This window comes from Bacillus paranthracis (assembly GCF_001883995.1).
Lineage (GTDB): Bacteria > Bacillota > Bacilli > Bacillales > Bacillaceae_G > Bacillus_A > Bacillus_A paranthracis.
In genome coordinates this window covers 85,098-97,725 of record NZ_MACE01000086.1, presented here as the reverse complement: position 1 = coordinate 97,725, position 12,628 = coordinate 85,098, and the positions used below count along the sequence as shown (strand labels likewise).

Below are 12,628 nucleotides of genomic sequence, written 5' to 3'. Positions count from 1 at the left end.
GTGGCCGTGATGGCCTTGATGGCCATGTTGACCTTGGTGGCCGTGGTGACCTTGATGGCCATGTTGACCTTGGTGACCGTGGTGACCTTGATGACCATGTTGACCTTGGTGGCCGTGGTGGCCATGGTGATCTTGATGAATTTGATAAAGAACAGCCTGCGGATGTATATGATGGTGTCCGTGGTGATGTACTTGTTGTTGATGATGTCCATGATGACCATGGTGACCTTGTTGTTGATGATGTCCATGATGACCATGGTGACCTTGGTGGTGATGGTGTCCATGATGGCCATGGTGACCTTGGTGGTGATGTCCATGATGGCCATGGTGACCTTGGTGGTGATGTCCATGATGGCCATGGTGACCTTGATGATGGTGTCCATGATGACCGTCGTGGTGGCCATGGTGACCATAAAAACCTTGTGGATAACCACCTACTCCGCCTGCCACAACACCTACTCCCGGTACCGGAAATCCTGTTTGTACTCCTCCAACGAAAGATGGGAATGTAGTTGGTACGCCCACTGGTACTCCTCCCGCTGCTCCGCCTACAAATGTTGGGATTCCTGTTTGTACGCCAGCTACTGATGTTGAAAAACCTCCAGGTGTTCCACCCATCCAGCTCGGAATTCCGCCATATCCTTGTTGTCCGCCTCCCATTAACATCATTTGTTCATAACTATCCGATCCACCTCCGAAAAAGCCATGTGGTGCATTATTGTCCATCCCTTTCATTCCTTTCACCTCTTCTACTCAATTTAGCCTACCTTTTTTATCATATTTCCTATAGGAAAATAGGTGTTTGTCTGTATTGGAATTCCGCTCTTTTATTTGTACGTAGTGGAATAATTGAAAGCTTAGACTAAGGTGATCCAGAAATTATTTTCTACACAAAAAAGCTCAGAGCATAAATACTCTGAGCTTTTATTTAGAATACATTAGTTTGCAACAACGTTAACAAGTTTTCCAGGAACTACAATTACTTTACGAACTGTTTTCCCTTCAATTTGGTCCTTAATTGCTTCAAGTGCAAGTTGTTCCATTTCTTCTTTTGATGCGTCTTTACTCATTGTTAGTTTTGCGCGAACTTTACCCATAACTTGAACAACGATTTCAACTTCATCTTCTACAAGTTTAGACTCATCAAATGTTGGCCAGCTTGCATATGTGATTGTTTCATTGTATCCAAGTTTGCTCCATAGCTCTTCCCCGATGTGAGGTGCAACTGGTGCAATCATTTTTACGAAACCTTCTACATATTCTTTCGGAAGCGTTTCAGCTTTGTATGCATCGTTGATGAATACCATCATTTGAGAAATCGCTGTGTTGAAGCGAAGCTCTGCATAGTCTTCTGTTACTTTCTTCACTGTTTGGTGGTAAGCTTTTTCAAGCTCTTTATTTGGTGCATCAGTAATTTTCTCACTTAATTCACCGTTATCTTGAACGAATAGGCGCCATACGCGGTCTAGGAAACGACGAGCTCCGTCAAGACCATTTTCAGACCAAGCGATTGAAGCATCTAATGGTCCCATGAACATTTCGTATAGACGAAGTGTATCTGCACCGTGGCTTGCTACGATATCATCAGGGTTTACAACGTTACCTTTTGATTTACTCATTTTCTCGTTGTTTTCACCTAGAATCATACCTTGGTTGAATAATTGTTGGAACGGCTCTTTCGTTGGAACTACACCGATATCGTATAATACTTTATGCCAGAAACGAGCATATAGTAAGTGAAGTACAGCGTGCTCTGCTCCGCCGATATAAATATCAACTGGAAGCCATTGTTTTACTTTTTCAGGATCTACAAGTGCTTCGCTATTGTTTGGATCGATGTAACGTAAGTAATACCAGCAGCTACCAGCCCATTGTGGCATTGTGTTCGTTTCACGACGACCTTTTTTACCAGTCTCAGGATCAACAACATTTACCCACTCGTCAATGTTAGCAAGTGGTGATTCACCTGTACCTGAAGGACGGATGTTGTCTGTTTTCGGAAGAACTAATGGTAATTCTTCTTCTTTTACAGCTGTCATTGTGCCATCTTCCCAGTGAATAACTGGAATTGGCTCACCCCAGTAACGTTGACGACTGAATAACCAGTCACGTAGACGGTATGTTACTTTTTGATTTCCTGCGCTCGTTACTTCAAGCCATTCAATCATTTTTGCGATTGCTTCTTCTTTATTTAAACCATCAAGGAATGCTGAGTTTACGTGTTCACCATCACCTGTGTATGCTTCTTTCGTAATGTCTCCGCCTTTTACAACTTCCTTCATTGGAAGATTGAACGTTGATGCGAATTCATAGTCACGCTCATCATGAGCTGGAACTGCCATTACAGCACCTGTTCCGTAAGTTGCAAGAACGTAATCAGCGATCCAGATTGGTAATTTCTCACCATTTACTGGGTTAACTGCGTAAGCACCAGTGAATACACCAGTTTTCTCTTTCGCAAGTTCTGTACGCTCTAAATCACTCTTCATTTTTACAGAATTAATGTAAGCTTCTACAGCTTCTTTTTGTTCAGCAGTTGTAATGTCAGCAACAAGTGCATGTTCTGGAGCAAGTACACAGTAGCTTGCACCAAATAATGTATCAGGACGCGTTGTGAAAACTGTGAACTTCTCGTCTGTACCATCGATGTTGAAGTGTACTTCGGCACCTTCAGAACGACCGATCCAGTTACGTTGCATATCTTTTAAGCTTTCTGGCCAATCAAGCTCATCTAGATCTTCTAATAGACGATCTCCGTAAGCTGTAATTTTTAACATCCACTGTCTCATCGGACGACGCTCAACTGGATGTCCACCGCGCTCACTCTTACCGTCAATGATTTCTTCGTTTGCAAGTACTGTACCAAGTGCTGGGCACCAGTTTACAGGTACTTCATCAACGTAAGCTAAGCCTTTTTCAAATAGTTTTAGGAAGATCCATTGTGTCCACTTGTAGTAGTTTGGATCTGTTGTATTTACTTCACGGTCCCAATCGTAAGAGAAACCTAATGATTTAATTTGGTTACGGAATGTATTAATATTATGCTCTGTAAATTCAGCTGGGCTGTTTCCAGTATCAAGTGCATATTGCTCTGCTGGAAGACCGAATGCATCCCATCCCATTGGATGAAGAACGTTATATCCTTGCATACGCTTCATACGAGATAAAATATCTGTTGCTGTATAACCTTCTGGATGTCCTACGTGTAAGCCTGCACCTGATGGATATGGGAACATATCTAGTGCATAAAATTTTGGTTTTTCTGTCTCATCTGGCGTACGGAATGTTTTATTCTCTTCCCAGTACCCTTGCCACTTCTTCTCAATTTCTTGATGATTAAAGCTCATGAGATACCCTCCTTGAAATTCTATTTATTTTCACCGCCCAAAATACAAAAAACCTCTCATCCCTAGAAAGGGACGAGAGGTTATAGATTCCCGCGGTACCACCCTAAATTAATGTACAAATATACATTCGCTTAGATCCGTAACGTGGATTAACGGCAATTGCTACTATTAGTTTCACAACTGCAACTCAAAGGCGAGTTCATAACGAAACGTGGATTGACTTGCACCGACCGTCAACTCTCTAAACCAGCTTCTATTACTACTACTCCTTCTCACTGTTATTACACATATGAGTTAATTTGAACTACCCTCCACTTCGTATCTCTAAAGAGCTTACTTAAAGCGGGGCTTCTCGGTTAATCGTTACTTTTAATAACTAACGAATTCGTCTTAAGACAGCCGAGCTATCTCCCTTGTTCTAAAGGTTGTTTTATTTAAATATATTCTAAAACATGTGAACATGTTCCGTCAAACTAAACTGCAATTTTTTCTTCAACTGTTTCTTCTACTTTTACTCGTTTATCATAAATACTCGTTGCGATAAGCGCTACTACAAGCATTACCATGATTGCTATAAACAATACTTCCATATTGTATAAATCCACAATTGCTCCGCCAACGACCGGCCCGAACATTTTCCCTACAGTCGCCGCACTATTTACAACACCTTGATAAAACCCTAACTTATCTTTTGGCGCAAGTATATTTGCAATCGTTGGAACTGCTGGCCATACGAATAACTCACCAATTGTTAATGTTACCATCGCAACGAGGAACATCGTAAATTGCTGCGCTTGACTTAATACAATGAATGACACTGCAAAAATAAGAATCCCAATCATAATTTGTTGTTTTAACGAACGCTTCATCCAGCGAATTAACATACTAACTAGTGGCTGTGCACAAACGATCATCGCTCCGTTTATCGTCCATAATAAACTATAGTGACGAAGACTAATATTTAACTCTTGCATATGTGTTGCAATTGCTCCTTGCCATTGTACGTATGTAACCCAGCATAAAGCATATGCTACACATACGATAAGAAGTGCTTTGAATCCAGGTGTAAGCGACCAACCTTTTTTCGTTTCCACTTCTTTTTGTACTCCTGGCTCTTTTTTGTCTTCCATACCACGGAATCCAATAAAAGCAATTAAGAAGAAAACAAAGTATAAAATAAAGTTTGCTAAGAAAATATAATCAAAACGATACGATGCAACTAATCCACCACACGCTGTTCCGATCGCAATACCAACGTTTTGTCCAACATACATCGCATTAAATGCTCGTCTTCCGCCCTCTGGCCAAACCGTACCAACCATCGCATACATCGATGGGAAGACCATTCCAGAACCAAAACCGATTAACGCTAGCCATACAACATATAATGGCCAACCGTGGAAGAACACAAGACCTAAAATCGATACGAGTGTAATGACAATCCCTACTAAAGTTGATTTATAACCGCCCCATTTATCAAATAAAACACCGCCGAGCAAGTTTCCGATTACACCAGTAAGCGAATTGATCATTAATACCATTCCGGCCACAGATAAAGATTTTCCTAGGTGATCATGCAAATAAATTGTATTAAAAGGCCATAAAAAAGAAGCACCTGTGACATTAATAATCATCCCAGCTACTAATAGCCATACTTTCCTTGGCATAGTCTCCCCTCCTATTCTATTTTTTCGTTCATCTATAACAGTAAAATTGTAGTCGTTTTTAAATAGGAAGGCAACTGATTAATAGTTGATGAAATTCAGATAATGGTTTGTCGGTAAATGAAATTATATTGATTGCTGTTTGAAAATATATCGGCGATTTTGGAAATATATCGACGATTATTAAGATATATCGACGATTCTCGAAATATATCAGCGATTATTAAAATATATCGACTTACCGACAAAAAACGACAACAGCAACACTATATAAAGAGGCTGCATGAAGTTCATGCAGCCTCTTTATACTATCCGACTTCCTTTTCTCGCTTTGCACGTTCTTTCGCACTCCATTTAAATACCTTATCTAGTAGAGAGTATATTCTCCCAGACTCTTTCGTTAATAACGGTCCTAACGATGCCAATATTAAAACATATAAAGCAGAGAACGGTTTAATCGCTGCCATTAAGCCACCCGCAATGCCGATATTAGCAACAATAATGGAGAACTCTCCACGCGATACAAGTGTTAAACCGATATTCGTAGAAGCCTTATGCGATAACCCGGCTTTACGTCCCGCCATCATTCCAGCTGTAAAATTACCGATGAGTGTAATGAGCACTGCTCCTAATGCCAACCACACTGCTCCTCCAAGGGAAAACGGATCTATGCTTAAACCGAAGCTGAAAAAGAATATGGCTCCAAAGAAATCACGGAATGGGACAACGAGTTTCTCAATTCGATCACTATGCTCTGTTTCAGAAAACACGAGTCCTAACAATAACGCTCCAATTGCCTCAGCGACATGAATCGTTTCTGAAAATCCTGCTACGAAGAATAAAATAGCGAATATTACGATAATAAAAATTTCATTTGAGGAAATATCTAATATTTTATTTAAAAACGGCGTAGCTTTTCTAGCGATTACAAAGAATAGTAGCATATACCCTACTGCGATTAACACCGATGTAAGTGCACCTACAAATGATGTTGCCCCACCGAGCACTAATCCTGAAACGACTGATAAATATACCGCTAAAAAGATATCATCAAACATAATGATTCCTAAAATCAGCTCCGTCTCTTTATTACCAGATCTTCTTAAATCAACAATGACTTTTGCAACAATTGCACTTGATGAAATTGTAATGATTCCAGCAATAATTAACGTCTCTAATAAGGGGAATCCCACCACATATCCATAAAGCAAACCTAATAAGAAATTAAGTGATATGTGAACAGTCCCCCCAAAAGCAATCGACTTTCCTGATTTAATTAATTTTTTTATTGAGAATTCTAAGCCTAAATAGAATAGGAGGAATATGACGCCAACACGGCCGAGGAAGGAAATAACTTCTCCGCTTTCAATAAACCTTAAATCGATAAGTCCTAGATCTGGGGCATGAGGCCCCACTAACATACCGAGTATAATGAGAAACGGAATAATCGAAAACTTTAACTTTGCAGCGAGGATAGCTGCAAAAGCTACTAATACTAACGCAGTTCCAACTTCAAAGATTAAAGTATCCATCGATTATGAATCACCTCCTGCTGAAAGCAATTCATTAATAATTCTTTTCACTTCATGTCTCGCGCCCGATAACACAAGCATATCGCCAGCTTCAATAATAGAGTCTGGTCCTGGATTAAAGAATTTCTTCATATTCTTTTTTAAAATAGCAATAATCGTTACGTTATATGTTTTTCTGACATGTAAGCTACCAATTGTTTTTTGTACGACTGGTGCGTTATTTTCCACCTTAAACCATTCAATTGATAGTCCTTCAAAAGCCATCTCAATTGTGTCTAAAGCTTGCGGTCTATATACCATTCCGCCTAATATAGCCGCAATTTGTCTCGCTTCAGAATCACGAAGAGAAATACTTGAAATACTTTCATCATGATCTGCATCAAAATGATACATTTCTCTTCGGCCATCATCGTGAATAACAATAACCAGCTTTTCATTACCTTTTGTAATTACTTCAAACTTACATCCAATGCCCGGTAATTCACTCTCTCGAATATTCATATTCCCGCCTCCTAAAGTTTTTAGTTACGGCTTTTACAAATCAACATCAATCTCGGTTTTAAATTCTTCATCTTTTGAGATTCCTAAATACTTGAGCGTCTCTGAAGGTGTCGCGTGATGAAAATGCTTTTGCAATAGTGCAATCGCTATCCCTCTTTTGTATGCATGAAATCCAAACGTTTTTCTCATTGAGTTTGTTCCGATTTTACCAACAATCCCAACCGCTTCAGCAGCATTATGAATGACACGATACGCTTGTTGACGTGTAATTGAATTTTTCGTTTTATTAGATTGAAATACGTAGTTTTCTCTTTTCACATCAATAGATTGTACGTACTCTAAAAGTGCTTCTTTTACTTTTGTATTTAAATAAATATCTTGTTTAAACTTTTCATCTTTCACAGGAAGAGAATAAAACTCTTTAACAGTTCCATCTTCATTTAATACCTCTTCAAATTTCATACTAAGTAGCTCAGTAATCTTTAATCCTGTGTTAATTCCAATAACAAATAAAAGATAATCTCGCTGTGAGTGCTCTTTTAAATACTTTTTCATCGCCTCAATTTGGCTTATATCTTTTAATGCCTCTACAACTTCCATACATGTATTCTCCTCATCTTATGAACGGTAATTTTCTCATCATGTTGTCCATTTTACCTTATCACGCTATGAGATTTCCATGTATTATCCATTATTTTTACAATATACTTTTAGGTTTGGAAATTTATAATTGTGCAAATACAGTAGGGGTAGGAATAATAGGGGGATACAAGTTCAGCCTCTTTCTACAGATCGGATTCCTCCTTTCCTTATCCAGCTGCTTCTACTTTTATATTATGTTACTTATTTGCATTATATTATATATTTCAGTAACATTAAAGTGTTTTTTTCTGAAAATAATAAAAACCGAGCAATTTCGCTCGGTTTTTATTAATCTTCTTTCGGAAGAACAATTCCTTTATACAATTGAACTGTAATGAAGTAATAAATCGCATAAATAACTACGAAAATTACGATTGGTACCCAAATACGGAAGTACGGATCGATTAAAATAAATCCGAAAATATTCATACCAACTAATACGTGAGCAATACCTACAATTGCTGGGAATAAGAAGACTAAGAATAACTCTTTATAAATGGATTTCGTTAATAATTCACGGCGCACCCCGATTTTACGAAGCATTTGATAACGTGTAATATCTTTTGATGCACCAGAAAGAATTTTGAACATTAAACAACTTGCCATCATTGCTAAGAAAGCAATTCCAAGGAAGAATCCCATAAACACTGTTCCGCTCGCAACGCCATAGAACATGTCGTAAGCTTGATATTTACTATCTAATCTTTCAGCTTTTACATTTTTATATTTATCTAGCTGCAACTCGTCAAGTTTTTTCCATTCTTTTTTATGTGCTTCAAAATCATCTGTTTTTCCAGTAAATACAATTCCTTCTTTACCATTTACAGTATCGTACATTTTTTGATCTACAATTTTAATTGCATGATCTTCATGTACGTAGAATGGCTCGATTGTTCTGAAAGCCTCGTCCCATTCTTGTGGAAGTTCTTTAGCACTCGCACCTTTTTCATTCATTTCTCTAGAAACTGCACCCACTGGTAGTTCCTCTGAAACTTTTTTCGTGTTCACTATATCCTTCATTGATTTGATATTTGACATATCTTTTACTAAAGGACGATTTTTCTCTAAATCTTCTTTTACATAGTAAACGTATTTATCATCGACTTTGTAACGATATTCGCTTTTCTCTTTAAATGTAATATCGTCTAAAATTTTCTTTTCTTCAGCAGTTGGATTATGAACTACTGAATCATATATTACGAAACCATCAACCATTTTTATAACGTTATTTTTAAACGCCATACCACCTGAAATGGCACCGGCTCCAAGCGCAACTAACATCGCTACTGTTGCAAGTACCTTTGTTAAGCTATTAATACGGAAGTTTAATTGTGCAAATGTAAAAGCGTTAAGCCCTTTTTCACTACGCTTTTTATTACTTTTTAACTTTTTAATAATAACAGGAAGAAGTGATCCAAATAACATGTAAGTACCAGCTGTTGTTGTCACTAATGCAATAAGGATTCCCATTTCTCTTAGTTTTTCCATGTAAATCATCGATGCATAGCCAATGCCTAATAAAATAACCGCTAGGAATGCAACTACACCTGTCATTTTTCCTTTTACCGCAACACGTTCTGTTTGTGCATCTGCATGTACAAGTTGCAGTACAGAAATACGTGATAACTTAATACTATTCATAATTGCTGATAATACAAATAGTGCTAAGAAGAAAATGCAAGTAACGGTCATTGATGGAAGGTAAAATGCTTTATAGCCTTCACCAGCAAACTCTAATTGTTTCATTAACAACTGTCCGATACCTTCTGCAAGTCCTACACCAACTGTAATACCGATCGCAAGAGACGCAGCGCCTAATACGATTGTTTCGATAAACATAAGTAATGTAACTTTATGCTTTTTTGCTCCTAACATCATATACATACCAAACTCTTTTTGACGAAGAGATAATAAGAAAGAGTTCGCATATAAAATATAGAAGAACGTTATAATAGCAAGTAAAAATGAACCTGCTTGGAATACAAATCCAATTGATTGAATAACTGAGTTGGATTCAATAAACGCCTTATTTAGTGCTAACGTTTGGAACATATAAAAAATTGAAATCGACATGACAAGACCAACAAGTAAGACGATATAATCTTTCAGCTTACTTTTTAGTCCTGACATGGAAAGTTTGAATAACATGCCTTAGAACCTCCTTTCTTACGCTTTTTGTGTGCCTAAGTCTGCTAGCACATCTAAAATCTCTTTATAAAACTCTTCACGTGTACCGCCTCGGTGAATTTCTTTATATAGCTCACCATCTTGAATGAATAAAATACGCTGACAGTAACTTGCACTGTAAGGATCATGTGTAACCATCATAATAGATACGCCTTGATCTTTATTTAAGTTTGTCATCGCATCAAGTAAACTCGTTGCATTTTTAGAATCAAGCGCCCCTGTTGGCTCGTCCCCTAAAATAATTGCAGGTTCATGCACTAATGCACGCGCCGCTGCTGAACGTTGCTTTTGTCCACCAGATACTTCAGATGGATACTTTTGAAGTATTGCCGAAATGCCTAACATATCTGCTACCTTTTCTACTTTTGGTCCAATATTTCGTGATGAGACACCTTGAAGAGATAATGGAAGTGCAATGTTTTCGTAAATAGATAAATTCTCTAATAAGTTAAAATCTTGGAAGATGAATCCTAACTTTTGTGAACGGAAATCTGAAAGCTCACCTTGCTTCATTTTTGTAATATCCGTTCCCGCAATTTCAACAACGCCGCCCGTTGCTTTATCTAGCGTTGAAATTACATTTAATAATGTCGTTTTACCAGAACCAGATGGTCCCATAATCCCAACAAACTCACCCTCTTGAATTGAGAATGATACACCTTTTAATGCGTGTGATTGATTCTCACCTTTTTTACCGTACACTTTTTGAACGTTTTTCACGTCTACAACTGGTTTCGTCATATATATCCTCCTACGCTTGTTTTTCCATTACCTATTTTGCGCCTTTTGGAGCTGAACTGCTATTTGTTAACATTACAATTACCTTACACTTTTGTAAGATAAAAAAGGTGTGTTTGTAAGCTTGGCTATTAATACTAGTGAAATAGTGAATCGGTAACTGAAATTATATCGGCGATTTTTCAAATATATCGACGATTCTCCTACTTTTATCAGCGATTTTTTTAATATATCGGCGATTCTCCCACTTTTATCAGCGATTTTCAAAATATATCGACTTATCGACAAAAGCTGACAATAAAATAAGCTGCTCCACAAAAGGAACAGCCCACTTCTCTCTTTATTTCTTTAAAGGTGTTACCGTCCAATACGTAATAACACGCCAAATCCATTCTAATGGACCCATTTTAAAGATTTTCATCCAAATCACACTAAACACAATTTGAATTGCATAAATTACAATACACACATATAACGTCTGCATGTAAGTTAAATTTCCCGCAAAGTTACATACACTTCCTGCGATTAAAATCATTGCAGTTTGTCCAATATAATTCGTTAAAGCCATACGACCATAATATTTCAGTGGCGCTAACAATGTTTGAACTAGTTTTAATTGAAGTAGTAAAATTAATGCTCCAACATAGAAAGCTGAAATAATTGGGCCAACTGTAACACCAATTTTTAAAAATTGGCTTGCAGCATCCATTGTTCCGTCCTCATTCATTAGTATCATATTTACAAATGGATCAGCAGGCACGTGCCCGTATTGATACCATACAGCTACGACACTTAAAACAAACATAACACCTGTAAAAATAGCGACTTTCTTTATATTTTGCGCAAGATTTTCAAATGCACGATATTGCCCTGCAGCAAGCCCTAATAAAATTAAGCCAAGTGGCAATAGTTCCTTAGCACCCATTACGCTAAAGGCAATTGTTAAAATAAGACCAATAACTAAGTTCACTTGTTTTTTCACTTTATAAAATGGTAAAGCGATCAACCCGCAAATTGCATATAACGTTAATGCTTCTCCAGATTGAAACATTTGATGAATCAAACCGAAAATAAATAGTGCAACTAAGCGGCGTAAAAATAAAACATATCCATTTTTGCCCTTTGCAATTGCTCTAGAGATAAAGATATAGAATCCCACTCCAAATAAGAATGAGAAGATTGAGAAGAAACGACCTTCTACAAATAAGTATAAAAACCTTTGATAACTAGCATCCACTGTATTAGGATCTGGGATTTTAATGTTAAGTAGTGCAAGAATATTTACTAAAATAATCCCCAGTAATGCGAAGCCACGAATGTAATCTAACTCATCAATTCGTTTGTTTGTCATATTGTTCCCCATAAAGCAACTCCTTGTATAAAATTTAATCCTCCCCTACTCTACTGGAAATGTATTCTTACAACTATCGACAAACCTTACAGTAATCTTACATTATTGTCATATAACAAAATAAAACCAGGTCATATTGCGACCTGGTCTACTCTGATTGTTTCGATCTTTGAGGTTGTCCTTTTTTACTGTTACGCTGTTTCACTTGAACAACTGGATCAAGCTCATTCGAAAACTCAGCGTTATGTCCATTTTGCGTTTTTTGCTCTGGGTTATTTTGATCTGAACGTTTCGCCATTACATTCACTCCTTATTAGTGCGGTGTAATAATCATTTGATGTTGCAATTGGCGAATTGCCATACGTGCTCTATTTAATTGCTCACGTTGCTCATCATTCGCATGTTGTTGCATCGTTTGTAAATCGTTATATGCTTGTTCTAATTGTAACTGCGCATCCGAATACTCCATCGTATTGTAATGCTCTTGTCTCATGCCTTGGTCTAATTGTTCTTTCGCATATTCCACCGCTTGTTCTGCTTGTGTAATATACGATTCAAGTGATTGACGCTCTGCCATAATTGTCCCTCCTTGCTTCAATTCCCCTTTAGTGTGTCCCTTCCATATGAACCTTATGAGTATGTTATAATGGATTTTGTTTCATTTTG

Annotated in this window: 11 protein-coding genes and 1 other annotated feature; all 11 genes read right to left on the bottom strand. The window is 37.6% G+C overall.

Going from position 1 to position 12,628, the window contains the following annotated elements:
- On the bottom strand, positions 1–735 hold a 735-nt coding region (locus tag BAQ46_RS29080; RefSeq protein WP_071743439.1), incomplete at its 3' end, for a hypothetical protein.
- 203 nt (positions 736–938) lie between these two features.
- On the bottom strand, positions 939–3,347 hold the full coding sequence (gene leuS, locus BAQ46_RS29075; protein ID WP_000009457.1) for a leucine--tRNA ligase: 2,409 nt from the start codon (positions 3,345–3,347) through the stop codon (positions 939–941).
- Positions 3,348–3,412: 65 nt separating this feature from the next.
- Positions 3,413–3,632 (bottom strand) — a binding site (T-box leader).
- Positions 3,633–3,820: 188 nt separating this feature from the next.
- Complete coding sequence (locus BAQ46_RS29070) at positions 3,821–5,014, bottom strand: MDR family MFS transporter (RefSeq protein WP_001137564.1); 1,194 nt, start codon at positions 5,012–5,014, stop codon at positions 3,821–3,823.
- Positions 5,015–5,319: 305 nt separating this feature from the next.
- The gene (locus tag BAQ46_RS29065; protein ID WP_000380205.1) at positions 5,320–6,543 is read right to left on the bottom strand and encodes a cation:proton antiporter; all 1,224 of its coding nucleotides are present in this window, start codon (positions 6,541–6,543) and stop codon (positions 5,320–5,322) included.
- 3 nt (positions 6,544–6,546) lie between these two features.
- Positions 6,547–7,044 carry a cation:proton antiporter regulatory subunit gene (locus tag BAQ46_RS29060; protein ID WP_001026041.1) on the bottom strand — a complete coding sequence of 166 codons (498 nt, stop codon included), beginning with the start codon at positions 7,042–7,044 and terminating at the stop codon, positions 6,547–6,549.
- Between the two features lie 33 nt (positions 7,045–7,077).
- Complete coding sequence (locus BAQ46_RS29055; RefSeq protein ID WP_000454218.1) at positions 7,078–7,644, bottom strand: tyrosine-type recombinase/integrase; 567 nt, start codon at positions 7,642–7,644, stop codon at positions 7,078–7,080.
- Between the two features lie 330 nt (positions 7,645–7,974).
- Entirely contained in the window at positions 7,975–9,834 is a 1,860-nt protein-coding gene (locus BAQ46_RS29050; RefSeq protein ID WP_071743433.1) for an FtsX-like permease family protein, read from the bottom strand.
- Positions 9,835–9,852: 18 nt separating this feature from the next.
- Positions 9,853–10,614: an ABC transporter ATP-binding protein gene (locus BAQ46_RS29045; protein ID WP_000165846.1), complete on the bottom strand. Its 762-nt coding sequence runs from the start codon at positions 10,612–10,614 to the stop codon at positions 9,853–9,855.
- A 337-nt stretch (positions 10,615–10,951) separates the two neighbouring features.
- The gene (locus BAQ46_RS29040) at positions 10,952–11,974 is read right to left on the bottom strand and encodes a DUF418 domain-containing protein (protein WP_071743431.1); all 1,023 of its coding nucleotides are present in this window, start codon (positions 11,972–11,974) and stop codon (positions 10,952–10,954) included.
- A 136-nt stretch (positions 11,975–12,110) separates the two neighbouring features.
- A complete protein-coding gene (locus BAQ46_RS29035) occupies positions 12,111–12,260 on the bottom strand; it encodes a hypothetical protein (protein ID WP_001129345.1) in 150 nt (49 codons plus the stop codon).
- A gap of 15 nt (positions 12,261–12,275) precedes the next feature.
- The gene (locus BAQ46_RS29030; protein WP_000840869.1) at positions 12,276–12,539 is read right to left on the bottom strand and encodes a YtzC family protein; all 264 of its coding nucleotides are present in this window, start codon (positions 12,537–12,539) and stop codon (positions 12,276–12,278) included.
- Positions 12,540–12,628 lie beyond the last annotated feature (89 nt).